The 23,002-nt window shown below is 49.7% G+C and carries 23 protein-coding genes and 1 tRNA gene; 17 read left to right on the top strand and 7 right to left on the bottom strand.

Annotated elements, in window-relative coordinates:
* Positions 1 to 87: 87 nt before the first annotated feature.
* Genes VMW30_00120 through VMW30_00105 form a run of 4 tightly spaced genes read left to right on the top strand, consistent with a single transcriptional unit; the run spans position 88 to position 3,671 of the window.
* Positions 88 to 687 carry an SAF domain-containing protein gene (locus VMW30_00120; GenBank protein HUW86771.1) on the top strand — a complete coding sequence of 200 codons (600 nt, stop codon included), beginning with the start codon at positions 88 to 90 and terminating at the stop codon, positions 685 to 687.
* A complete protein-coding gene (locus tag VMW30_00115) occupies positions 680 to 1,780 on the top strand; it encodes a hypothetical protein (protein ID HUW86770.1) in 1,101 nt (366 codons plus the stop codon). Before VMW30_00120 ends, VMW30_00115 begins: the two co-directional genes overlap by 8 nt.
* A gap of 19 nt (positions 1,781 to 1,799) precedes the next feature.
* Positions 1,800 to 2,189 carry a hypothetical protein gene (locus VMW30_00110; GenBank protein ID HUW86769.1) on the top strand — a complete coding sequence of 130 codons (390 nt, stop codon included), beginning with the start codon at positions 1,800 to 1,802 and terminating at the stop codon, positions 2,187 to 2,189.
* 12 nt (positions 2,190 to 2,201) lie between these two features.
* Positions 2,202 to 3,671, top strand: a complete 1,470-nt coding sequence (locus VMW30_00105; GenBank protein HUW86768.1) for a sensor histidine kinase — start codon at positions 2,202 to 2,204, stop codon at positions 3,669 to 3,671.
* A gap of 34 nt (positions 3,672 to 3,705) precedes the next feature.
* Here VMW30_00105 and VMW30_00100 read toward each other — a convergent pair whose 3' ends face one another.
* Positions 3,706 to 3,975, bottom strand: a complete 270-nt coding sequence (locus tag VMW30_00100; GenBank protein HUW86767.1) for a WhiB family transcriptional regulator — start codon at positions 3,973 to 3,975, stop codon at positions 3,706 to 3,708.
* A 208-nt stretch (positions 3,976 to 4,183) separates the two neighbouring features.
* Positions 4,184 to 4,255 (bottom strand) — tRNA-Arg (locus VMW30_00095).
* Positions 4,256 to 4,346: 91 nt separating this feature from the next.
* Between VMW30_00095 and msrA the strand changes: the two genes are divergently transcribed.
* Both msrA and msrB read left to right on the top strand, forming a co-directional pair.
* Positions 4,347 to 4,880: a peptide-methionine (S)-S-oxide reductase MsrA gene (gene msrA / locus VMW30_00090; protein HUW86766.1), complete on the top strand. Its 534-nt coding sequence runs from the start codon at positions 4,347 to 4,349 to the stop codon at positions 4,878 to 4,880.
* 4 nt (positions 4,881 to 4,884) lie between these two features.
* The gene (gene msrB / locus VMW30_00085; GenBank protein ID HUW86765.1) at positions 4,885 to 5,313 is read left to right on the top strand and encodes a peptide-methionine (R)-S-oxide reductase MsrB; all 429 of its coding nucleotides are present in this window, start codon (positions 4,885 to 4,887) and stop codon (positions 5,311 to 5,313) included.
* 51 nt (positions 5,314 to 5,364) lie between these two features.
* On the opposite strand, the gene VMW30_00080 is transcribed toward msrB, so the two are convergent.
* Both VMW30_00080 and VMW30_00075 read right to left on the bottom strand, forming a co-directional pair.
* Positions 5,365 to 5,988: a hypothetical protein gene (locus VMW30_00080; protein ID HUW86764.1), complete on the bottom strand. Its 624-nt coding sequence runs from the start codon at positions 5,986 to 5,988 to the stop codon at positions 5,365 to 5,367.
* 18 nt (positions 5,989 to 6,006) lie between these two features.
* Entirely contained in the window at positions 6,007 to 6,597 is a 591-nt protein-coding gene (locus tag VMW30_00075) for a DUF4389 domain-containing protein (GenBank protein HUW86763.1), read from the bottom strand.
* Between the two features lie 119 nt (positions 6,598 to 6,716).
* On the opposite strand from VMW30_00075, the gene VMW30_00070 reads away from it, so the two are divergent.
* From VMW30_00070 to raiA, 4 genes are all read left to right on the top strand, one after another.
* The gene (locus tag VMW30_00070; protein ID HUW86762.1) at positions 6,717 to 7,721 is read left to right on the top strand and encodes a LacI family DNA-binding transcriptional regulator; all 1,005 of its coding nucleotides are present in this window, start codon (positions 6,717 to 6,719) and stop codon (positions 7,719 to 7,721) included.
* A gap of 33 nt (positions 7,722 to 7,754) precedes the next feature.
* Complete coding sequence (locus VMW30_00065; GenBank protein HUW86761.1) at positions 7,755 to 8,909, top strand: aminotransferase class I/II-fold pyridoxal phosphate-dependent enzyme; 1,155 nt, start codon at positions 7,755 to 7,757, stop codon at positions 8,907 to 8,909.
* Entirely contained in the window at positions 8,906 to 10,021 is a 1,116-nt protein-coding gene (locus VMW30_00060; protein ID HUW86760.1) for an aminotransferase class I/II-fold pyridoxal phosphate-dependent enzyme, read from the top strand. The genes VMW30_00065 and VMW30_00060 overlap by 4 nt, the downstream gene beginning before the upstream one ends.
* A 305-nt stretch (positions 10,022 to 10,326) precedes the next feature.
* The gene (gene raiA, locus VMW30_00055) at positions 10,327 to 10,668 is read left to right on the top strand and encodes a ribosome-associated translation inhibitor RaiA (GenBank protein HUW86759.1); all 342 of its coding nucleotides are present in this window, start codon (positions 10,327 to 10,329) and stop codon (positions 10,666 to 10,668) included.
* Positions 10,669 to 10,674: 6 nt separating this feature from the next.
* Here the strand turns inward: raiA and VMW30_00050 are convergent, their stop codons facing one another.
* Together VMW30_00050 and VMW30_00045 are read right to left on the bottom strand one after the other, a co-directional pair.
* On the bottom strand, positions 10,675 to 11,580 hold the full coding sequence (locus VMW30_00050; protein ID HUW86758.1) for a TerC family protein: 906 nt from the start codon (positions 11,578 to 11,580) through the stop codon (positions 10,675 to 10,677).
* Between the two features lie 30 nt (positions 11,581 to 11,610).
* The gene (locus VMW30_00045) at positions 11,611 to 12,006 is read right to left on the bottom strand and encodes a hypothetical protein (protein HUW86757.1); all 396 of its coding nucleotides are present in this window, start codon (positions 12,004 to 12,006) and stop codon (positions 11,611 to 11,613) included.
* Positions 12,007 to 12,137: 131 nt separating this feature from the next.
* Here VMW30_00045 and VMW30_00040 point away from each other — a divergent pair, with 131 nt between their 5' ends.
* Genes VMW30_00040 through VMW30_00030 form a run of 3 tightly spaced genes read left to right on the top strand, consistent with a single transcriptional unit; the run spans position 12,138 to position 17,026 of the window.
* Entirely contained in the window at positions 12,138 to 12,818 is a 681-nt protein-coding gene (locus tag VMW30_00040; GenBank protein HUW86756.1) for a hypothetical protein, read from the top strand.
* Between the two features lie 30 nt (positions 12,819 to 12,848).
* Complete coding sequence (locus tag VMW30_00035) at positions 12,849 to 15,638, top strand: FAD-binding and (Fe-S)-binding domain-containing protein (protein HUW86755.1); 2,790 nt, start codon at positions 12,849 to 12,851, stop codon at positions 15,636 to 15,638.
* Positions 15,635 to 17,026 (top strand): FAD-linked oxidase C-terminal domain-containing protein, encoded by a 1,392-nt coding sequence (locus VMW30_00030; protein ID HUW86754.1) that lies wholly within the window; start codon positions 15,635 to 15,637, stop codon positions 17,024 to 17,026. Before VMW30_00035 ends, VMW30_00030 begins: the two co-directional genes overlap by 4 nt.
* Positions 17,027 to 17,073: 47 nt before the next feature.
* On the opposite strand, the gene VMW30_00025 is transcribed toward VMW30_00030, so the two are convergent.
* Positions 17,074 to 17,706, bottom strand: coding sequence for a hypothetical protein (locus VMW30_00025; GenBank protein ID HUW86753.1), 633 nt, complete (start codon positions 17,704 to 17,706; stop codon positions 17,074 to 17,076).
* Positions 17,707 to 17,894: 188 nt separating this feature from the next.
* Between VMW30_00025 and VMW30_00020 the strand changes: the two genes are divergently transcribed.
* The 4 genes from VMW30_00020 to VMW30_00005 all read left to right on the top strand — a co-directional run.
* On the top strand, positions 17,895 to 18,590 hold the full coding sequence (locus tag VMW30_00020; GenBank protein ID HUW86752.1) for a response regulator transcription factor: 696 nt from the start codon (positions 17,895 to 17,897) through the stop codon (positions 18,588 to 18,590).
* A complete protein-coding gene (locus tag VMW30_00015; GenBank protein HUW86751.1) occupies positions 18,587 to 19,948 on the top strand; it encodes a histidine kinase dimerization/phospho-acceptor domain-containing protein in 1,362 nt (453 codons plus the stop codon). Before VMW30_00020 ends, VMW30_00015 begins: the two co-directional genes overlap by 4 nt.
* Positions 19,945 to 21,132, top strand: a complete 1,188-nt coding sequence (locus tag VMW30_00010; protein HUW86750.1) for an SAM-dependent methyltransferase — start codon at positions 19,945 to 19,947, stop codon at positions 21,130 to 21,132. The genes VMW30_00015 and VMW30_00010 overlap by 4 nt, the downstream gene beginning before the upstream one ends.
* A 314-nt stretch (positions 21,133 to 21,446) precedes the next feature.
* Positions 21,447 to 23,002 (top strand): hypothetical protein (locus VMW30_00005; GenBank protein ID HUW86749.1); only part of this gene is annotated, 1,556 nt, incomplete at its 3' end.

Raw genomic sequence — 23,002 nt, 5'->3', positions numbered from 1 at the left:
CCCTTCGGACGAGAAATTCATCATCCGTTTGGATGAGTGTGGAAACCAATAGTGGGTTGTGACTGGATAGCCCTTTAGTTGCCAACTATGAGAAACACCAAGAAAAGAAATCAATCCAAAAACATCATGGCCATTACCCTGATCGTTGCATCATTCGCTTCGGCCTACATACTTTCATCTCTCGCTAATCGCACAGTTCTGATCTGGTCGACTCGAGTCCCCCTAGCGGCCGGGGCGAGAATTTCTGCTTCGGATCTTCGTACCCAACGTGTTTCGTTGCCAGAAGGAAACTCCCTCTACGTGAGGGCCGATCGTGATTTGCGTGAGTTTCGTGTTCTCCGGCCCTTAGGAGCGGGTGAACTAATTCCTTCGAGTTCCGTTAGCTCGCGAAGTACGTCACTCGATATCAACGCAGTGCCCGTCAAGATTCACCTGTCAGATCTGCCAGCCGATATATCAGTAGGGGAGATTGTGAATCTCTATCATGTGGGTGATTCGCAACTTTCAGGAGCTGTAGAACTTCCATCACTTGTGATTTCCAGGACTTCAATTTTGGGAATCAATCGAAAGGGGGAGAATTTAGGCGGAGATCTTTCGCTCACGATCTCAGCTAGTAGTAAGAATATTTTTCGCCTCTTGACGTCGATGTCGTCGGGCCATTTTGTGGTGGTACGGGTATATGGCTGAAATAGCGCTTCCACTCATCGTGACGGCTATCGCGAATTCTGAATTGGAGGGATTTGTCGCTAGCACATTATTTAGTCAGGGCTGGAATGTCATCCATCGTGCTCTAGATGCCCATTCTCTCTCAAATTATCTAACGAAATCTTCGAGTGAAACCGAAAATATCATCCTCATCTATTCTCCGGATCTTTCAGGTCTGACCCCTAGGGCGATTGCGGATCTGCAAGGAATTTTGCGGCAGGTGGTGGGGTTCGCTACAGACTTGCATCAGCACTCGGAATATTCGGGGCTTCTGTCAATTCCAAACGATGCTTCTGAATTACTTAACATCATCAGGAGTTATGTTCGCGCTCCGTTGCTCAGAAAGGCAGAACCTCACATTTTCGGCACGAGAAGGGCGAAGGTCATCGCGCTGGGTACGCCTTCAGGTTCAACTGGATGCACAACCGTGGCAATCAATCTGGCAGTGGAGTTGAGTTTATTAGGCAAGGAGACGCTTCTCTTGGATGCAGATGTTCGACATCCTTCGATGGCTGTGCTTCTTTCCCAGCATAAACTGGATGCCGATCTTGATGCGCGGATAATTGCACAGCGATTAAGTTTAAGCGAATTCACACAATCTCGAATTTCTCAATTGCCGGAATACCTTGATAGTTTTACAGAGAAATATGATTACGTTGTCATCGATCTGGGTACTATCGACGGAGTTTCAGATTCGCTGACAGATAGGCGCTGGACCTCGACTTTGATCCATTGGTCGTGCGAACGCGCAGATGAACTCTGGATAGTAGGAAAGGCAGATGTCCTGGGGATACATCGAATGACATTACTTGCAAAGAATTTTGATCAGGTCACAATTAGAGCCAGAATCAGCGTTCTACTCAATATGAAAGAAGGTGGGAAAAGAGGTGACGAAAGAGAGAGTCATTTCAACTCCGCCATTACATCCCTCAAGCCGTATCGGATCTACTCCCTCCCGCGGGACAGTCGATCGGTCATAAAGGCGGAGCGTGAGCGCGCCAGTCTTATTGAAATCGGCGAAAAAGGTCAGCTTCGAAAGTCAATCGCCAAGATTGCGGTCGATGTAACGAGTTAACCTCTTATATCCTTCTCGCATGCGAGCATATATAGCAGTAACCACCGATGAATTATCTGCATTGCTGGAAAAGGATTCCTTTCCTTTTCGTACTGCCTTTATTCTGACCACAGAATTTGCTCAGGCGAATTCTGAACTTGACGAAGAGGAATTGGAATTTGAACTTTCTTGGAGTGCTGCGCAGGCATCCCGAAGTGGGCAGGAATCTCCGCAAGCAATGGGATTTGTTCTAGCCGTAGATCTCGCACATGGTCAGATAGGTGACACGGTAGGTGACCAAGTTCAACTCCGCTCGGAAATAGCGTGGTCGCAAGTTGAATCAATCCTTGTTTCAGAATCAGAAGAACCTGAACTAACTTGGTATGCCAGCCAAGAGTTAGTCACCTACCTTCCTACCTGGAAGGCGTGAGAGAGTAGTCACATGGGACAGTTGGATGATCTCGTAAAGGGGCGAAGCGCCTTAACTTCTGCGCAAATTCATCGGCTCCATGAATTGACGGCAGATTGGCAGATGCTCTCCGACCTCTCCTTTGCAGATTTGATCCTTTGGGTACCACTTCGGAAAGATAGTAAAAGTTGGCCAACCGGACATGTAGCTGTGGCGCATATTCGACCTACGACGGCTGCAACTGTCTTTGCTCACGATGTCATCGGTGACGAAATTGCTTGGGGAATCCGTGGGCGAATAGATGCCGCTCTCTCTAATGGCGAGATCATTCGCGACTCAGAGCCCGAGCAAGTCGGCGAGTTAATGATTAAGGAAGAAACAATTCCGGTCACATTTGAAGGTCAAGTGATTGCGACGATTTCACGTCACCGCAATGCGGATTTAATGAGGTCTCCTAGCCGCCTCGAACTTAACTACAGAGAAATCGCTCACAATTTGTATCGAATGGTTGCAGAAGGAACATTCCCATATCCTGATGCCATTTCATTATTTGATCCGCTACCCCGTGTTGGGGATGGATTGATTCGACTTGATGTCAACGGAGTAATTTCCTATGCGAGTCCTAACGCGCGTTCAGCATTTAGCCGTCTCGGATGGGCAAACGAATTGGAGAGTTATTCATTAGGCGAAGTTGCGGAGTCAGTGACTAAGACACGGCGAGATGCACATGAAGAGGGATTGAAAAGTTCTTTGAGTGGGAAAGCTCTAAAGAGAGTCGAATGTGAAAATGAGGATGGCACCATCGACTTACTTGTAATGCCGCTGATTCAAGGTAATGACCGAATCGGCGCGATTGTGTTATTGCATAACATTACGGAACTACGTCGCCGCGATAAGGAATTGATTACGAAGGATGCAACGATTCGCGAGGTGCACCACCGAGTAAAAAATAATTTGCAGACCGTTTCGGCACTCCTCCGACTGCAATCACGAAGAATTGAAGATCCAGCCGCGAGCGCAGCACTTGAGGAGGCGGTGCGCCGCATCGGCTCGATCGCTATGGTCCACGAAACCCTCTCTGGGAGTACTGAAGAAACCGTGGCATTTGATGAAGTCCTCGATCGGCTTATTTCAAATGCTCGCGAACTCAGTCCGCGGGTCAATACAATTTCCATTGAACGAGAAGGACATGTCGGGACCCTTGAACCCAGACTTGCCACCCCATTGGCACTCGTGGTTACCGAACTCATCCATAACGCCTTGGAACATGGACTGGCCACGCAGGGGAATGCTCTGCGGATAGTTGTGGAGAGAGATTTGGGTGAAATCGCGATCAGAATTTTCGACAACGGTGTTGGGTTGCCGACCGACTTCGATCTGGCCATTTCGTCGAATTTGGGTTTGCAGATTGTCCGAACTCTTACCGAGAACGAGCTCAAAGGGGAACTGAAACTGCTTTCAGGAGTTGAGGGCACGTCTGCGCTAGTCAAATTCCCACTTTAATTCTCACCCAGAAGGCAATTCCGGGGTACACCGGTTAAATCGAAGTGCTCTGCTCCATAAGTCGTGCCCGGTTTCGGGCTGCCCGACGCTTGAGAGCTCGACGCTCATCCTCGGAAAGGCCACCCCAGACCCCGGCATCTTGACCACTCTCCAGTGCCCAGGCGAGGCAGGCATCTTTGACGATGCAGCGTTGACAGACCTTTTTAGCCTCTTCGATCTGGGTAATGGCAGGACCAGTGTTACCGACAGGGAAAAAAAGCTCGGGATCCTCGTCGCGGCATGCAGATTGATGTCGCCAGTCCATAGACCTAGCCTTCCTTGGGATATTCCTTGCGGCGGCTACATTGCCCCAAAACATGGTTAAGGACTCAATGTACGGAATCCGAGAGACCAATTCTCCCTGACCCCGCTCACATTAACAAGGAGATTGACGAAAAGATTTCCGCGGCGAGCGTGATTTATCTCGCTTTCAAGATATCTTACTGGATGGATCGACTCTTTTGTGCCGAAAGTGCCCCCGGCAGGATTCGAACCTGCGCACCCGCCTCCGGAGGGCGGTGCTCTATCCCCTGAGCTACGGGGGCCCTGGTCTGCTCGTCCTGGCAACCGGGGGCCCTGTATGGGTCGAGATTATCAGTGAGTGGCGCAATTATGAGACTGGGGAAGAATACAACCATGTTGGAGAGCGCTTACTTTGCCACTGGATGTTTCTGGGGCGCCGAACGTCGTTTCTGGCAACTCAAGGGAGTCAAGGAAACGAGTGTCGGCTACATGGGCGGGACTCGCCCTGATCCAAATTATGAGCAGGTTTGCACCGGCGTCACTGGGCACGCCGAAACCGTCAAAGTCGTCTTTGAACCGAGCCAGATCGAGTACGTAGCATTGCTCGAGGAGTTTTGGACCATGCACGATCCAACGTCCCTCAACGCGCAAGGCAATGACATCGGCTCTCAATACCGAAGTGCTATTTTTGTAACAACGCTTGAACAAATGGAGTTTGCGCAGGTAACGCGTGATCTTTATCAGGGAGAAATCACAAAGGCCGGATACGGGAAGATCGTTACCGAAATTGCGCTCGCTGATGGCAACACATATTGGCTCGCTGAGGAGTATCACCAGAAGTATTTGATGAAGAACCCCAGCGGGTACGACTGTCATTCAAGTACTGGAGTTCTATATCCAGCCAGTCCCATAGAAAGTGTGAAATAACTTTATGGAGAGCGCACGCCCCGATGGAACGGCATTTCCTGTTTCTCTCGATGAAAAGAAATTGAAGGAGAACCTTGATCCGACATCCTTTGATGTCTTAAGGCACGGTGCAACAGAGCGACCTTTTACGGGCGAGTATGTAGATACCGAGACTGTGGGAATCTACAGATGCAAAGCGTGCAGTGCAGAATTATTTCGGAGCGATACGAAATTTCATTCAGGATGCGGGTGGCCATCTTTCTATGCGCCAACTAAAGATGATGCAGTCCTTTTGCTAGAAGATCGCTCTCTCGGCATGCGCGTTCGAACTGAAGTTCGTTGTGCTTCTTGCGGTTCGCACCTCGGGCACGTCTTTGAAGGCGAAGGGTATGACGTACCAACAGATCAGCGCTGGTGTATTAATTCGGTTTCAATGTTTCTGGAGCCTAAATAAATCTCTTCGGTCTCAATCCAATCGGAGCCCACATACACTTATCTTGTTTGTCTATTTGTCCTCAATCGCACGCCAGCAGTACCAGGCGACAATACTCCTATGCGGACGGAACTTCTCGCCCTTGATGTGGAGTTTCTTTGGTTCGATTTCTTCTTTTAATCGGTGGATTCTTTCCCATCCACGTCGAACCCCTAGATCACCAGTTGGCCAGATATCCATGCGGCCCAGTTGAAAGATCATGAACATATCGACCGTCCACGGACCAATCCCCCAGAGGGAATTCAATTGCTCATCGACAATTTCATCGTCAAGCAGGTGAAGTTTGTTGATCGGCACTTCTCCGCTCAACGCTGCTTGGGTTAGCCCCTTAATTGTTTTTGCCTTTGCACCTGAGAGTCCGGCTGCTCGAAGATCGCTCTCAGTTAATTTGGCGATTCTAGCCGGCGATATTTTCCCTCCTGCCAAAGAGACTAGGCGCCCGTGAATGGTGTCGGCTGCTCGAACAGCGAGTTGTTGAGAGATGACCGATTCAACAAGTGTCTCGAAGTGAGAGACCGTAGATGGCTTGTAGCCAATTCTGCAAAGCGGACTCTCCTCTACGATCGGAATAAACTTTGGATCCGCTTCACATATTTCGGCAACCGCACGTTTCATTTGGGCAGTGCTAAACGTCATCTCATATACCCAATTTTTTTAGAGAGAAAAACTTGGATACTCATCAGTGACGAGAACAAAGGCATATCCAGCGACTCTATTCCAATAGCCGATTGTGCCGATGACTCCTGCTGCGCACCACTCTGGATACTCTCCGGTGAACACAATGGTGATCCAAGCGACAATCGTCAACATCAGCGCATAAATGGCGTAGACCGCACCGACGAAGTAAAGAGGGATGGCAAGGAGCCACTTCACAAGTGGCAATCCGCGGCTCAGAGACTTTCCCCCATCTATCTCTGGAAACTCCACATTAAATTTTTCATTCGCTTCGATGGATGGATACTCATCCGTGAGTAGAAAGACGTAAGCTGAAATTCTCACTCCGAGAGCAAGAATGCTCTTATTGAAACTGAATACGTATGAGGGGTATGTCCCGACAAAAAGTAGAGTTAAAATGACAGGGAGCACAAATATTCCAGCAGATAGATAATTATCTGTGTTGTAGTAATCACCAAACGCATTGGCGTATATAGCAACTGGAATTACCAGGATAAGCCGGAAAAAGGTAGATACGCGGTTGCGATTTTCAAGTTGTAGATCGATGGTCGTTCTGATTTGCTGATTCATGAAGATAATCTAAGGCTTCTCTTGCTCTTTGTTACAGGGTTGCTCTATTTTTAACCAATTGGTCTGAAAATTGCTGAAAATGGGTTCTTCTTTTGCAGAAAAAGAGAGATTGGGGCTACATGGCTGGGATTAAGGAGATTGCGGCCCTCGCGGAGGTCTCCACCGCGACAGTTTCCAGAGCCTTGCGCGGTTTGCATCATGTAAGTGACGAAACTCGCGAAAGAATTGTTCGCGCAGCCGAGAAATTGAATTATCCATTGGAGAAGGAGAAATCATCAGGAACCGTTGGCCGTATGCATAGCGTCGGAGTTGTCGCCCCATACATATCCAATTGGTACTTTTCTCATGTTATTCATGGGGCCGAGAACGCGCTGCGTCAGGCTGGGTATGACTTGTTGCTTTACAACTTCGGACAGATGAAGGGTCGAGAGCGGCTTTTCCAACATCAATTGTTGAAGGGTCGGGTGGATGGCATCATCGTGATAAGTCTTCCCCCGACTAAAGAGGAATTTGATTCAATGTTGAGTCTGGGAATTCCCATCGCGCTCGTTGGTATGCACAATGAGGGTTGCGCGAGCATTGCAATCGACGATGTAGCTGCTGCGCGTACCGCTACGCAACATTTGGTTAATCAAGGTCATCGAGAAATAGCTCTTATGTCTGGCCGCCCAGATGATCCATTTAATTTTAGTGTCCCGCAAGATCGACGCATGGGGTTCATGCAAGTTCTGGCGGAGAATCGTTTGGAGTGGGTGCCCAATCGTGAAGTGCACGGGGATTTCACCATGCATGGAGGCGCTCGCGCCATGGATGAACTACTCGCAAGACCAAATCGTCCCACTGCAATTTTCTGCGAATCTGATGAAATGGCGCTGGGTGCGATGCAAGCATGTCGTAGACATGGCATAAAGGTGCCCGATGACATCTCCATTGTCGGCTTCGATGGCCACGAAATGGCTGAAATATCGGATCTGACAACCATGGAGCAACCCGTACAGCTCATGGGCGAATTGGCCGCTCAGGCAATTATGGAGAAAATTAAGAAACCCAATACTAATTATTCATCTACTACTTTACCTACGACACTGATCGTTCGGAATTCGACTCGAAGAATTAATGCCTAGGCTTACATGTCTCAGAGATGGGATACTAGACGGATGACGTCGCTAGAAGTACGGGCTCCATCTCTAGAAGAATTAAGAACTCATCGCAGCGAAAAGTGGCGTGAGTATCCCCGCGATGTACTGCCACTGCCTGTGGCGGAAATGGATTTCCCCATTGCTGCTCCAATTCGTGATCTTTTGCTGGATATGGTCTCTCACTCCGATCTTGGTTATCTTGGTCCGATTCCTGAATTGCCCATTTCATTTGTGAAGTTTGCCCAGAAGCGATGGGACTGGAGTGCTGACGTAGACCAATTTCATCTTGCGACGGATGTGGGCGTAGCGGTGGTTGAAGTTCTTCGGTTGATCACAACGCCGGGTGACACTGTGGTTGTGAATTCACCGGTCTATCATAATTTTTACACCTGGATAGATGAGACTCATCTCGAGAAGATTGATGTCCCATTTGTTGAGCGGGAGAGTGGTTGGTTTATAGATTTTGAGTCTCTTGAAAGTGCATACAAGAAGGGTGCCAAAGTTCACTTGCTTTGCAATCCACAGAATCCACTTGGTCGAGTATTTACAAAGGAAGAACTAAGGCGCATTGCCAAACTTGCACATGAGTATTCGGTAGTCGTGATTAGCGATGAAATTCATGCACCACTTACATATTCAGAGGCGACTTTTGTTCCCTTTCTCTCCCTGGGTTTTGAGGCTGAGTCCGTTGGAATTGTCGTTACTGCCGCGAGCAAGGCGTGGAACATCGCTGGCCTTAAATGTGCGTTAACTATTAGCCAGAGCGAGGCCATGGATTCAGTGCTCAAAGGGCTTCCGAAGGCCACACACTATCGCGCTTCACTCTTAGGTGGTTTCGCTGCCGCGGCGGCGTATGAAGAAGGGAATGAATGGCTAGATGGCGTTATTGCCACATTGGATTCGAATCGTCATTATCTTGCAGAACTTCTTTCAGTAAAAATTCCTCAAATCAAATATCGAATTCCGCAGAATAGTTACTTAGCTTGGCTAGATTTATCGGATCTTAATTTGGGCGTCAATCCTTCATCTGTCTTATTAGAGCGGGGAAAGGTGGCGTTGAATTCGGGGGGTTCATTTGGTCCCCATACTTCGCAGTTTGTACGTTTAAATTTTGCAACGAGTCACTCCATACTGGAAGAGGCGGTCGAGCGAATGGTGGTAGCTATTTCATGAAAGAGGAAAAATCTTTTCACCCAGAAACCCTTGCCATAACATCGGGTCGACCGGCGCGTATATCTGACGGCTCAATTAATTCCACAATTACATTGAGTTCAACATTTCATGCTGGCGGACTTATTGGATACGGGCGATACGGCAATGAAACGTGGGCCAACCTTGAGAGTGCAATCCAAGCGTTGGAGGGTGGACCCACACTTGCATTCTCATCAGGTATGGCGGCGATTAGCGCGGTTTTTTCGATTTTGCCTGCGGGCGCGGTGGTAACTGCCTCACATCAAGGCTATAGCGGAGTCATGACTTTGCTCAAGACTTTGGAGGCATCTGGAAAGATCGAGGTGCGGTACGTCGATGTAGCAAATACGGAGCAAGTTCTTTCTGCACTTCCTGGAACCGCTCTGCTCTGGTTAGAGTCGCCAACTAATCCGATGATGTCTGTTGCCGATTTGCCTCGTCTAATAGGTGCTGCGAAATCGGCAGGCTGTGGGGTTGCGGTAGATAACACTTTTGCTACACCCCTTGGACAGAGACCCCTCACGATGGGTGCCGACATGGTGGTTCATTCGGTGACGAAATATTTGGCTGGGCATAGCGATGTAATACTGGGTTCCATTTCAACGACTGATCCTGCGCTCTTTGCCAGACTAGATGATGCGAGAAGGATTGGGGGCGCTATCCCAGGTCCATTTGAGGCGTGGTTGGCGCTTCGCGGAATCCGCACCTTTCCAGTTCGCTTCGAAAAAGCACAGGCGAGCGCTCTTGAAATTGCCTCACGACTTGCACGTCATCCAAAGATTGAGAACGTCTTTTACCCCGGTCTTGCTGGTGACAAGTTCCACGAGCGTGCGAGCGCGTTTATGGGTGGCTTCGGGGCGGTCCTCTCTTTCACTCTTTATTCAGGACCGGAAGAGGCGGAGAAAGTCTGTCAGGCTTCTAAAGTCATCACTCACGCGACAAGTTTGGGTGGCGTTGAGTCTCTCTGGGAGCGAAGACGGAGGTGGTCTGGTGAGAGTCATTCGGTTCCCGAAACCTTGATACGCCTATCTGTTGGGTGTGAAAACGTTGAGGATCTTTGGAATGACATTTCTCAAGCGCTTGAAAATGCGTGAGGCGAACTGTTAATGAGCGGGCGAGTGACTCAGAAGTAGAGTATTTTATCCCTATGTTAAAAGTCGCTCGGAGGATCGCAGGCATAGTTGCTTTAACGATGCTCTCTTTCCGCGCGGTCGGCTCATTCCTGTCATGGGTAGAAAAACAAGAAGACGAACCCCAGAGCGTATGGTCAGACGAAGATGAGTTTGAAGACGCCTAAGTTATTTATATTATGTGAAAACTCTCAGTTCTTTTTATGTGGAAGACCTACCACCACCTATTGCTTTGTGGCATTGTAGGTATCGGAGACAGGGAGTGAAGAATGAAAATCGTAATCCACGCTCGCCAAGCTCAACTTGCAGAAGACTTTAAGAAAATTGTCGAAGAGAAATTGCATTCAATGAACCGCTTTAGTGTGGTGATTGATCGCGTTGAAGTTGAAATTATCCACGAAGGAAATCCGCGACAGGGAAAATTTTCGCACCGAGTCATATTGACTTCGCATGGAGTGGGCCCGCTTCTGAGAGCGCAAGCCGCGGCGTTCAATGACGTGGCGGCCTTTGATCTTGCCATAAAGAACTTTGAATTGCAGATTCGAAAAATTCATGAGCGAGACAAAGAGATTGCTCATGACAGTCTTCGGAAGAAGGCTGTTTCGGAATAGTCGCTCCTACTCGGCCCCCGCAATTCCGCGGGTTGCTGTCAGACTTGCAACGGTTGTAATTATTAAAATGGTCAAGATGGAACTAAGGCTGAAATTGAGAGAAATTTCGGGCACGTGGAGTCCAACGACCTCGTTAATACCCACCCCATGCATGGCCTCAAGAATCATCTTCACTCCGATGAAGGCCAGAATGATTGAGAGACCCTTAGATAGATAGATCAATCGCGTGAGAAGTCCTTCGAGCAAGAAATAAAGTTGGCGTAGCCCCATAAGGGCGAAAATATTTGCGGTTGTAACAATGTAGGCATTCTTTGTTAATCCAAAGATCGCGGGGATTGAATCAAGCGAAAAGACCAGGTTGGTTAAACCAAGGGCAACGAGAGCGATAGTGAAGGTACTAATTCCCTTTTCCTTCATCTTCGTGACTATGCGGCCTTCTTTCCATTCGTCATCGTCGCCTTTTTCCTTCGCAAGTTCGTATGCCGAGTAGATGAGAAACGCACCGAATAGAAAGAAAATACTGGAAAAGTGAGAGATGAGTGCGGCACCGACTGGGATAAGCGCCCCACGCATGAGGATCGTCAACATGATTCCAAGTAACAGAACGAGTTGTTGTTTCTCCTTCTTGACATGTAAGTGGCCAAGAATGATGATGAAAACGAAGATGTTATCTACTGAAAGTGCATACTCGGTGAGCCAACCTGCAAAGAATTCTTGTTGTCCTTGCTCCGATGACCACATTGGCAACATAATTCCGAAGACAATGGCTGTAGCGATGTAGAAGACTGTCCAAAAGCTCGCTTCTAGAAGCGAAGTCTCTTTGTTGCGTCGGACAATGGCAAGCGCAAGATCAAAGAGGATTATCAGGCTTAGAATGCCGATCGTAAGAATCCAGGCGGTCGTCGAAATCATGGGAGGTAGTCTGCCATAAGCTTTGGCGAGTTATTTTTGAGAATTTTTGACTCTACCTTCGATTTCACGAAGAAGCCGATGCACCTCTTGCGAAATTACCTTGAGCTCTTTGAGTTCGCGATTGGCGATTTCGCGAGATTCTTTCGCCAATTCGAATTCTCCCAAACTCGCTTCGTGAGTCTCGTTTATTTTCAGCTCTACGCTCTCGGACTGAGCACTCTGACCCACCATGATGATGGAGAGCAAGACAAGTTGCAGGAAGGTCTGGGCGACCCATGAGACGATCACTATCGTGTCGTGAGTTCTTATGGCGCCAGGTAAAGAAATCAAGGCTATTAGTGCGAATAGATAGGCACACCACATTGTGCCAACCATTGTTGTGATCCGACCGGCAAGCATCTTATTGAATTCCACCAAAGCGTTCATAGGAACTTCTTTCGTCGCGATAGGTTCTGCCTTCTGAGTTATTCACCCAGGATAATCAAAGAGAAGGAAAGACTATAGCCATCCGTTTTGGTTTCGTCAGTGAAAGCTCTTTATTGGTACCCTCGACCACGATGCAAGCAAATGATCAGGCAGATTTGAGGCCGCACTGGCACCGCCCGCATATGGGCGAACACAGGTGGCCGGTTCTTCTCGTCGTTTCACTTGTCATTGGCTTGCAGTACTCACTCCCACATAATCTTTCTCTCTCATTTCAAACTCTGGTTTGTTACATAGAGGCAGCATTTCTCCTGACCTTGCTGGTGATTAACCCGCGACGCATTTCCAGTCATGTTCCAACAACGCGGGCTTTTGGACTTGTTCTGATTGCCACCATGACACTCTCAAATACGGCGTCCGCAATCAAATTGATAGACGCGATTATTACGCAGAATGTCACCGATGCTCGCAGCCTCTTGGGATTTGGTGGCTCAATTTGGATCACGAATGTCGTGGTTTTTGGACTTTGGTACTGGGAGTTGGACCGCGGTGGCCCAGGAAAGAGGGCGGAAGCTGTTCACCCTTACCCTGATTTCATATTCCCTCAAATGTCAGATCCTTTATATGCGCCTCACACCTGGCACCCAAACTTTTTTGACTACCTTTATACCTCCTTTACAAATGCCAGCGCATTCAGTCCCACCGATGTAATGCCGCTAAGCCGATGGGCGAAAATGTTGATGCTACTTCAATCCATGACGGCACTTTTGATGGTCGGTTTGGTCTTTGCTCGTGCAGTTAATATCCTGCACTGAACATGTATTTGAATTTCACGAGGGGTGACGGTGACGAGTAAGAGTCTGACAGAAACGCTGGAGACCATTCTGCCCGGAGGGGTTCTCAACAGTATTTTTGACCGCAAATCTATGGCAAATGACGCATCGCACTACTTACTCACGCCACAACTAGTTCTGCGGCCCAAGACTGCTACACAGGTGGGTGACATCCTGCGAGCAAGTAAAGAGCAGAACATTGGAGTTACATTTCGTTCAGGTGGCACGAGTCTCAGTGGACAGGCAGTTGGATCGGGATTACTTGTTGATACGCGAAGGAATTTCAAGGAAGTAGAAGTCTTAAACGATGGCAATCAGGTGCGAATACAACCGGGCGTAACGATTCGTCAAGTAAACGCAGCCCTTGCCAAGTATGGTAAGAAGTTGGGTCCTGACCCCGCTAGCGAAGTAGCTTGTACGGTCGGGGGAGTGGTCGCCAATAACTCAAGCGGAATGTCCTGTGGTACTGAGTTCAATACTTATTCCACTCTCAAATCTATGACGCTCGTGCTTCCTAGTGGCACGGTGATCAACACAGGACAGGCAGATGCCAATGAGAAACTTAGAGCAAGCGAACCTCTGCTCTATGAAGGCCTTCTAGCCTTGCACAAGCGCATTCATGATCGTGATTCTTCTGTAGAAAAGATTCGTTCCCTGTATTCCATCAAGAACACGATGGGTTATTCTCTTAATTCATTTCTGGACTATTCCAAACCGATCGACCTACTCGCCCATTTGATAGTGGGTAGCGAAGGTACCTTGGCGTTCATAGCTGAGGTTGTGTTTAATACAATTCCCGTCCTTCCTAAACTCGCAACGGGCTTGCTCATTTTTGAAAACCTAGAGGATGCGACTCGATCGCTGCCGGATCTAAAACGATCCGGTGCTGCGGTTATCGAATTATTGGATACTTCATCGCTCGTTGTCGCTCAGCGTGAACATATGGCGGACTCCGTTCTCGCAGGTGTTCAGTTTGTTGATCACGCGGCCCTGCTTCTCGAGTACCAATCTGTTACGGACGATGAATTGTCTCAAAGTCTCGAAGTTGCTCGGAAAATAATTACTAGCTTGCCAATAAGGCCGGTCACATTGTCGCGAGATCCATTGATTCGCAAGGAATTGTGGCATGCACGCAAAGGTTTATACGCGGCCGTAGCGGGAAATCGTCCATCAGGTACCACGGCGATACTCGAAGACATTGCCGTGCCAATGGATGCTCTTCATGAGACGACCATTGCGCTGGGAGAATTACTCAACAAACATAATTACGAAGGAAGTGTGATTTTTGGACATGCCAAAGATGGGAATCTTCATTTTCTTCTAAATGAGAATTTCGATCGCCCTGAATTACTGGTGCGCTATCAGCATTTTACGGAAGATATGGTCTCCTTGATCTTAGGGAAGAGTGGTTCTCTCAAGGCGGAGCACGGAACTGGTCGAATCATGGCCCCGTACCTTCGTCGGCAGTGCGGGGATGAACTATATGAAGTAATGCTCCAAATAAAGAAGTTGTGCGATCCCAATAATATTTTGAATCCCGGAGTACTGATTAGTGAAAATCATCTTGTTCATATCGAAAATTTGAAAGTTAGCCCAACTGTAGATGTTGAGGTAGATCGATGTGTTGAATGTGGATACTGCGAACCAGTCTGTCCGAGTCGGGATTTAACCCTCACTCCACGTCAACGAATTGTGCTGCGCCGCGCGCTTGTCGATGCCGAAAAGTCTGGAGATATGGAGTTGGTGGGCGAACTCAATAGTCGTTTTGATTACGATGCCGTCCAAACATGCGCGGCGGACAGCATGTGCGCCGTGACATGTCCAGTCCACATTGATACGGGGACTCTCGTCAAACGCCTTCGGGCTGAACAGCAAAGCGAAACGCCTAAGAAAGTGGGAGAGAGAGTTGCGAAGAATTGGGGACCCATCACCACTTTTCTTTCCGGTGTGTTGAGTGTTGCGAAGAAATCACCTGCACCTCTTATCATCGGTGTGAATCGCCTTTTGAGAATGGGTGTTGGAGAAGATCGGCTTCCACTCTGGAACAAAGGACTTCCGGGAGGTGGGTCCGCCCGCAAGCCGATCGATAATCAGAAAGCAGAGATCCTTTATTTTCCATCCTGCGTCAACACTCTTTTTGGAGCACCCTCAGGAGAAATTAATGTTCAGGACGCCTTTCTGGCGCTCTGCGCTCGTGCTGGGGTCGAAGTCATGATTCCGGAAGGAATCGAGGGGAGTTGCTGCACGACTCCATGGAAGTCAAAAGGACTTACGGGTGGCTATGAAGTGATGAGCAGAGTCACAAGGGAACGGATTTTAGGGACCTCAAAAAACCGCAAAATTCCTATTGTTTGCGATGCTACTTCTTGTACGGACGGATTAATGGGTCTCGAGGATGAGGACCGCAGTGGCGCTGAAATATTAGATGCTCTCTCTTTTATTGTAGATCGAATACTGCCTCGCCTAAATGTGAATAAAAAGCTCGCTTCAATTGCGCTTCACCCAACTTGTTCGGGCACGCAATTAGGTCTCAATGAAAGCATGACTAAAATCGCGCATTTTGTTGCGGATGAAGTTTATATTCCAGAAAATTGGGCGTGCTGTGGCTTCGGCGGCGACCGTGGTCTGCTTCATCCGGAACTCACCGAATCTGCTACTTTTGCTGAGGCACACGAAATCAAGGGTCGAACATTCTCAGAGTACTCCTCCGCCAATAGACCCTGTGAGATCGCAATGTCACAGGCAACGGGAGAGAATTACAAACATCTTTTGCAAGTTTTAGAACGGAGTTCTCGCCCATGATAGTTACTCGCGTCGAACTTGATTCTCGCCAATTGGAAGATCTTCGGGGCATCGTGGATGGGCGAATCTCGACAAATGAATCAGTACTTGATCAACACGGTCATGATGAATCGGCATTTACCCCTGCCCGGCCTTCAGCTGTAGTCATGGTCAATTCCACCGAAGAGGTTTCACGTGTTCTGGCTTACTGCAACGTGGAGAAAATCCCCGTCGTGCCCTTTGGAGCGGGCACTTCTTTGGAAGGTCACGTTGTTCCAATATTTGGCGGAGTAAGTCTTGATCTAACGAATATGAATCGGATTCTTGAAATCCGACCAGATGACCTCGTCGCTCGAGTGCAAGCTGGTGTCACACGGGTGATGCTCAATGAGAAATTATCAAGCCAGGGCATATTTTTTTCAGTAGACCCCGGGGCGGACGCGACATTGGGCGGAATGGCAGCGACGGGAGCCGCCGGCACGACAACGGTGCGTTACGGATCCATGAGAGAAAACGTCATGGCTCTGACTGCCGTTCTGGCAGATGGGACAATTATCAGGACAGGTCGTGAAACGCGGAAGCTTTCTGCTGGATATGACTTAACTCGATTGCTCGTAGGTTCAGAGGGAACGCTGGCGGTGATCACCGAACTAAGTCTTCGCCTGTTTGGCATCCCAGAGAAAATGGCGGCAGCCGTTGTCTGTTTCCCAACGTTGCACGATGGAGTCGCAGCAGCATCCGCAATCATTCGATCCGGTGTCCCAATTGCGCGGTGTGAATTCTTGGATGCGCTCTGCATAAGAAATCTGAATGCGCACGAGCACCTCTCGTTGACCGAGTCCCCCACGCTCTTTTTTGAATTCCACGGAAGTCCGGAGAGTGTTGCCGAGGATGCGCGCATCGTGCAGGAAATTGTTACTGAATTCAGCGGTACTGAATTCGTTTGGACGAGCGATGAGGGCGAACGTCGCAAGCTCTGGCAGGCACGGCACAACTCACATTTCGCCGCCGCGGCAGCAAACCCCGGGAAAAAAGGAGTGAGCACAGATATGGCGGTTCCGCCGTCGAAACTTGCCGAAGCTGTCGCCATGGTCGATGCAATGCTCTCGCGGCAGCCATTTCCCTACACAATTCTTGGTCACGTAGCTGATGGAAATTTTCATTCGCAATTGATGACGGATATTACGAAGCCAGAAGAATTAGTAGCAATTCGCGAGTTGGTACACGAGATGACTTTGAAGATTATTGAGATGGGTGGGACGTGTACCGGCGAGCACGGAATCGGGGCAGGAAAGATTGATCTTCTGACAGCCGAAACGGGCATAGAGGCAGTGCAAGTGATGCGGGGTATCAAAGCATCTATGGATCCCAACGGAATTCTTAATCCGGGGAAGATTTTCCGCGCATAAGGAAACGACCCGCACCTGAGAGGTACGGGTCGTTTTTAGGGGAAGATTCAATCCTTCTTATTGTTCTTCTTTGATTTTTCGCCATTTACTGAAGCCTTTGAAGAAGAGGGCTTAACGGGTGCAACTGGCTTAACCGGCGCAATGGGCTTTGTCGGTTGGACCGGCAAAGCCAACTTGGCCAAGGCATCCTTCTTTGATGGTCGAACAGGCTCGGGTCCAAGCGCATCCAATGATGTTTTTCGTGCAGCTGTCGCTGCGGCAATTGCTGCTTTGCGGGCTGTTTCAGCTGCACTCTTCTGATCTGCCGTGGTCGCTGCGACCATGGCGGTCTTGAAGTCGGCGATTACTTTGGCCACTGCGGCTTGGAATGTTGTGTTTACTGCCTTGCGCTTTACCTTGATCGCTTGGCCAGCTAACCGATACTGCTCATTGGCGATTTTCCAGGCGGCAAGGTACTTATCCATATCTGCTTCATACTTAACCAGTTCAGCCTTATATGCAGCCAAGGCAATTTTGTACGCCTCCAACTGGGCTTGGTAAGTTGACGCGCTTGCGGACGCGGACGCACTTGCCGACGCTGATGGCGTGGGAGTGGGATCTGCGGCACTTGCCGAAGTGAGCGAGCCCGCAACGAGACCAGCACTCAATAGTGTGGCAGTAAGAAACTTCTTGGTCTTCATCCGATAACTCCCTAACGTTGGAACTCGAGGGTAGAACTTTACGTTGATAAAGTTGTCATGCTTTATGGCATGATTTTGGACCCTGACATTGTGTGTTTTCTGTGAAAACCCTCTGGCGGCTTTGCGGAAATCCCATTCTTTCATGCAATGGGGTAGTGGGGGAGTTAGTCTCAGCGCAGGAGGTCCCAATGGAGAAGCCACTGATACTGATAGTCGATGATGAGATTGGCGTTCGTGAACTTTTGACCGATGCCCTGCGGCTTGGTGGGTTTGACACTATCGCCGCCAAAGATGGGATGAGCGCTCTCAGCGTCATGAGAAAAGCGAAACCCGATTTGTTGGTGATTGACGTGAACATGCCAGTGATGGACGGTTTCGATTTTCTGGAAAGGGTGCGGTCCAACAAGGATCTAGTGCCAGCACTCATGCTAACCGCCCGCAAGGATCGCGGAGACATCTCTCGGGGTCTACGTATTGGCGCGGATGACTATGTGACAAAGCCCTTTGGTTTAGAAGAGCTCACATTGAGGATCCACGCGATTCTTCGCAGGACTCGACGCGAAGCGGCGGAATTCTCGGTTCTTACCTGCGGACCAATTTCTCTGAATGAAGAGACCTATCAAGTCTATTTAAATGAGGATCTCATTGAAGTTTCCAAGACGGAGTTCCGTTTACTGCAGTATCTGATGCAAAACAAAGGTCGCGTGCTTACTAAATCCAACTTATTGAGTTCGGTATGGGGCATTGATTTCGAATCCGAGACCGGAGTCGTGGATACCTATGTTTCTTACCTGCGGCGAAAGTTTCACTCGGATGATTTTGATGGGATCAAGACAGTTCGGGGCATCGGCTTCCAGATTCTCGAGCCACAAGGTAAGAAGTGAAACTTCGCTCACGCCTCACTCTTGCTTCCGCAATTGTGACGGTTGTGAGCACTCTTGTAATCGGCGGTTTGGCAATAAATTCCACGCGCGATACCGAGGTTGAACTCCTCGACAATTCCCTTTCTCAGGTTGTGACTTCAGTCCACGGTCGTACAAATGCCGCGCTCTCTGAAGCCCTTTATTCAGCACAGCAAAGTGAAATTGCATTAACGCTTGTCTATTATCTTTATGGACAGCCGCCCTCGATTTTGAATGATTCTAAGTTGAGCGTCGTTCCAAACCCCACGGCTCGCGAGCGCAAACAGAGCCTCACCCGACCTGTGACACATGGCGGTCCCGAGACTTATCGGATGCGCACCATCAATTTATCCGACCAGGAGTATCTAGTCGTCGCGGTTTCGCTCAAGGAAGTTGATGCCCGATACAAAAGTGATTTGATTCGACTTTCAATTTTCATTCTTCTTGCACTCATTTCTAGCATCGCTATGACGGCATTCTTGGTTCGACGGGACACCAAGAAAATCGAGATTCTCATTTCATCGGCCAAGGAGATCTCCCTCGGACACATGGACATTGACATTCCGTCCATTAAGGGAAACTCTGAAGTGGATCAGCTCGCAGAGTCCTTGCATCGCATGGTCATTTCCTTGAGAAGGACGGCGGAAATTGAAGAACTATCCTCCAAGCGGATGCAGGAATTCTTAGGCGATGCCTCACACGAGTTGCGCACTCCGTTGACGGTGGTAAAAGGCTACGTGGAGTTGCTTTCGGGAAGGTCAATGGTCGACGCAGAACAAAGGGCGCGCGCTTTTAGCCGTGTGAATTCTGAGATCTTAAGGATGGAGACTCTGATTGCTGATCTTCTCTTCCTTGCCGAATTCGGCCACGTACCAACGGAAGAAATTCTGGATGTGGACCTTTCCAAATTGTTACGCTCACATTTATCGGACTTTTCGACCTTCAATAAAAACAGAGAAATAACGCATGATATTGAGGATCACCTGATCATTAAGGGTTCGGAATCGCACATTGAGCGATTGTTCGCAAACATATTTGCAAACATTTCTCGACACACTCCAGCGGATGCCTCCGTTAACGTGGGACTCAACCGAAGTGAGCATGGCATCAGTCTGCTCATCGAAGATGGTGGTCCAGGGCTGCCGGAGAGTGCTTATAAAGAGGGTGTTCAGAATTTCCAGCGCTTTGATAGTTCGCGTTCTCGCGAAAATGGCGGGTCTGGATTGGGCATGAGCATTATTTTCGCAATCGTTCGGGAACACGGAGGCACCATCACTTTGCGTCCAAGTAAACTCGGAGGCTTAGGTGTCCACGTCTTTTTTGGTAACTTGAGTGCATGAGTGCGCCATTGAATGAAGCGATTTCAGAGGCTGCTGCACTAATAGGAAACCCCGAATCTCTAGTGAGAGCGGTGCTCTCTGGTTCGAGGCGTGCCATGACGCCACCTGCTCTTCGCATTGATATTCGCCCAGTTCAATTAAAGGGCAAACTGTTTCTGCAAGTCGCCTCAAATAATGGACGCCAAACTCAAACGAAGAATTTTGAAATCGGGGAGTTGAATATTGAAGAACTTCTTGCGAGCGGATTCTCAAACATCTTGGTGGAGCAAACTTCGGGATCAATGTCACTTCGAATCAGCAAGAAGGAACGTCCATTGATACATCGCGAAAGTGGCGACAATGAACAAGTTCTTGATCATGACAGATCGAAAAGTCGCCTTCTAGACTCGAATGATCCGTTTCTTAGAGAAGTGGGGATCTCTGATAAGCACGGAGTCATCAAGCCGACAAGACAAGATAAGTACCGCCAAGTGGAGGAATTCCTGCGGTTGCTTGCTCCGACTCTCAAGAACGCACTAGAAGCGGGGCATGTAGCAATACCCACGAAAGAATCGCCTCTAGTAATTGTTGATCTTGGTTGCGGAAACGCCTATCTCACCTTTGCCGTACATCAGTATTTGAAGAGTATTGACATTGAAGTGGAGGTTATCGGAATTGATATTCGTCCAGAATCACGGAAACGAAATGAGGAGATTGCATCGCGACTGGGAGTTGACTCGTCAATTCATTTCCGGGCCGAGGAAATTTCACAGGCAAAAGTCGAACGGGTAGATGTGGTTATTGGATTACATGCGTGTGACACCGCAACTGATGACGCTATTGCGTGGGCGGTGGAACATGATGCGAAATTGCTTTTTATAGCGCCATGTTGCCACCATGATTTACAAGCGCAAATTGTCGAGATTCCGGATCCTTGGCAAGTAATTATGAAACATGGACTTCTAAAGGAGCGGTTCGCGGACCTGATGACGGATGCGCTCCGGGCCCACATTCTTAAGCTCGTCGGATATCGGTCTGAAGTGATCGAATTTGTTGGAGGAGAACACACGCCCCGCAACTTGTTGATTCGTGCCGTCAAGACAGGCGCGGTACCTGACTCAAATGACGTGGCACGCTATCAAGAGTTGATAAAACTCTGGAAAATTAGACCGGCACTCGCAACAAGACTTTTGAAAGAAGAGTAAGGAAGAGTGAGATGAATGTGACGGAAGGTGGATTGACTAACCAACGCACTTGTAAGTTTTAATGCTGGCATGGCGCTTTCGGAAGTCAGGCGAGTTTTCGAAGGTGCCAAGTCCCTTAAACCAGAGGTCCTTGAATCATCGTGTAAACGGAGTCCTTAACTACAGGCGGAGCATGCATTTTGCCAATCCGAGGGACATTGGTTGGCAACCTCTCGCTTTTTTGGGGGGTCTTCCCCAGAAATTAGGTAAGTAATTTCCGAATATTCCCCGTACACTACGCGCAAACCGATCACCCCTGATCGGTCAAAGGAGCCATGGCAAAAACATGGGTAGGCGCTGACAACGCAAGGTTTGGCGCGCCTAAAATCAAATTATCATTGTTTTTGGCTCTTATTTTGTCATTTTCTGGATTATCAGCCACAAGTGCAAATGCGGCAGAATCTCAATCTTTCATCACCTCTCTTGGATTAGCCGGACCGATCGTTTCGGCGAAGGCTTCCGGAGGATTTTCATCGAGTTTAAAACCACCTATTTTTGTTGACAGTAAGAGCGGAACGGTTGTTGTACCTTCGCCTTCCAAGTCACCTAGTTCCATCAAAGGACCCATCAATGCTTCCGGATCTACCGGGTCCGGCTCTACAGGATCGGCGGGATCTTCGGGAAGTGGCGGAGGAGCCGCAGCAATCTCTAATGCGGTTGCTGGAATTACCGGAACAGCGGTTGTCGTTGGTGCACGAGGTGCCACGGGAGCACAGGGTTTACAGGGAGAAGTCGGACCGCCTGGCCCACCGGGACCCGCAGGACCCGCGGGTGATATCGGAGCACAGGGAATCCAAGGCCTCCAGGGAATTGATGGAATTCAAGGTATTCAGGGTCCACAAGGGGTCCAAGGGGAAAAGGGTGAAACCGGCGCAATCGGGGCAATCGGGGCCCAAGGACCATCGGGACCACCCGGGGCTGCTGGGGCGAATGGCACCAATGGAGCTCAAGGCCCAGCGGGCCCGCAAGGTCCAGGTGGAGCTCAAGGTCCAGCGGGCCCTGGAGGTAGTGGTTCTGTAGGTCCAGCGGGCCCAGCCGGTCCGGAGGGTCCAGCCGGCCCTGCGGGCGGTCCATCCGGTCCAGCGGGTCCGCAAGGTCCAGCGGGCTCGGGTGGTCCATCCGGCCCAGCGGGTCCGCAAGGCCCATCCGGTCCATCTGGAAGCGGAACTGGCACGGAAGGTCCATCTGGACCACAAGGCCCAGCAGGTACTCAAGGTCCAGTCGGCCCATCTGGTCCACAAGGATCGTCAGGAGCAGCGGGATCGGCAGGAGCGCAAGGTCCAGCAGGCCCATCGGGACCAGCGGGACCAGCGGGTTCAGGAACAGGGGTCTCTGGCCCTGAAGGTCCCACGGGTGCCCAAGGCTCCTCCGGACCTGAGGGTCCAACAGGATTAACAGGAACTACCGGTGCTACTGGCGCCCAAGGACCTTCCGGACTTCAGGGCCCAGCTGGCCCATCAGGTCCTCAAGGTGTCGCAGGAAATGACGGGGCAACCGGGGCCACCGGATCCCAGGGTCCATCGGGGCCCGCCGGAACTGGTGCAACCGGTGCCACAGGATCACAGGGCCCCTCCGGACCTGAGGGCCCAACAGGATTAACAGGAACTACCGGTGCTACCGGTGCCCAAGGACCTTCCGGACTTCAGGGCCCGGTTGGTCCATCAGGTCCTCAAGGTGTCGCAGGAAATGACGGGGCAACCGGTGCCACCGGATCCCAGGGCCCATCGGGTCCATCGGGCAGTGCTGGAGCAAGCGGGCCCACCGGGGCCACCGGATCACAAGGTGTCAGCGGCCCATCCGGGCCTGAAGGAATCCAGGGACCCTCGGGTCT

Source organism: Candidatus Paceibacterota bacterium (assembly GCA_035530615.1).
In the GTDB taxonomy this organism is placed as follows: Bacteria; Actinomycetota; Actinomycetes; order Nanopelagicales; family Nanopelagicaceae; genus QYPT01.
This window is presented reverse-complemented; position numbering and strand designations above follow the sequence as displayed.

Excerpts from the sequence above, each read along its gene's own strand:
- VMW30_00120 (HUW86771.1), top strand. The coding sequence starts at position 88 with ATGAGAAACACCAAGAAAAGAAATCAATCCAAAAACATCATGGCCATT.
- VMW30_00115 (HUW86770.1), top strand. The coding sequence starts at position 680 with ATGGCTGAAATAGCGCTTCCACTCATCGTGACGGCTATCGCGAATTCT.
- VMW30_00110 (HUW86769.1), top strand. The coding sequence starts at position 1,800 with ATGCGAGCATATATAGCAGTAACCACCGATGAATTATCTGCATTGCTG.
- VMW30_00105 (HUW86768.1), top strand. The coding sequence starts at position 2,202 with ATGGGACAGTTGGATGATCTCGTAAAGGGGCGAAGCGCCTTAACTTCT.
- VMW30_00100 (HUW86767.1), bottom strand. The coding sequence starts at position 3,975 with ATGGACTGGCGACATCAATCTGCATGCCGCGACGAGGATCCCGAGCTT.
- msrA (HUW86766.1), top strand. The coding sequence starts at position 4,347 with ATGTTGGAGAGCGCTTACTTTGCCACTGGATGTTTCTGGGGCGCCGAA.
- msrB (HUW86765.1), top strand. The coding sequence starts at position 4,885 with ATGGAGAGCGCACGCCCCGATGGAACGGCATTTCCTGTTTCTCTCGAT.
- VMW30_00080 (HUW86764.1), bottom strand. The coding sequence starts at position 5,988 with ATGACGTTTAGCACTGCCCAAATGAAACGTGCGGTTGCCGAAATATGT.
- VMW30_00075 (HUW86763.1), bottom strand. The coding sequence starts at position 6,597 with ATGAATCAGCAAATCAGAACGACCATCGATCTACAACTTGAAAATCGC.
- VMW30_00070 (HUW86762.1), top strand. The coding sequence starts at position 6,717 with ATGGCTGGGATTAAGGAGATTGCGGCCCTCGCGGAGGTCTCCACCGCG.
- VMW30_00065 (HUW86761.1), top strand. The coding sequence starts at position 7,755 with ATGACGTCGCTAGAAGTACGGGCTCCATCTCTAGAAGAATTAAGAACT.
- VMW30_00060 (HUW86760.1), top strand. The coding sequence starts at position 8,906 with ATGAAAGAGGAAAAATCTTTTCACCCAGAAACCCTTGCCATAACATCG.
- raiA (HUW86759.1), top strand. The coding sequence starts at position 10,327 with ATGAAAATCGTAATCCACGCTCGCCAAGCTCAACTTGCAGAAGACTTT.
- VMW30_00050 (HUW86758.1), bottom strand. The coding sequence starts at position 11,580 with ATGATTTCGACGACCGCCTGGATTCTTACGATCGGCATTCTAAGCCTG.
- VMW30_00045 (HUW86757.1), bottom strand. The coding sequence starts at position 12,006 with ATGAACGCTTTGGTGGAATTCAATAAGATGCTTGCCGGTCGGATCACA.
- VMW30_00040 (HUW86756.1), top strand. The coding sequence starts at position 12,138 with ATGCAAGCAAATGATCAGGCAGATTTGAGGCCGCACTGGCACCGCCCG.
- VMW30_00030 (HUW86754.1), top strand. The coding sequence starts at position 15,635 with ATGATAGTTACTCGCGTCGAACTTGATTCTCGCCAATTGGAAGATCTT.
- VMW30_00025 (HUW86753.1), bottom strand. The coding sequence starts at position 17,706 with ATGAAGACCAAGAAGTTTCTTACTGCCACACTATTGAGTGCTGGTCTC.
- VMW30_00020 (HUW86752.1), top strand. The coding sequence starts at position 17,895 with ATGGAGAAGCCACTGATACTGATAGTCGATGATGAGATTGGCGTTCGT.
- VMW30_00010 (HUW86750.1), top strand. The coding sequence starts at position 19,945 with ATGAGTGCGCCATTGAATGAAGCGATTTCAGAGGCTGCTGCACTAATA.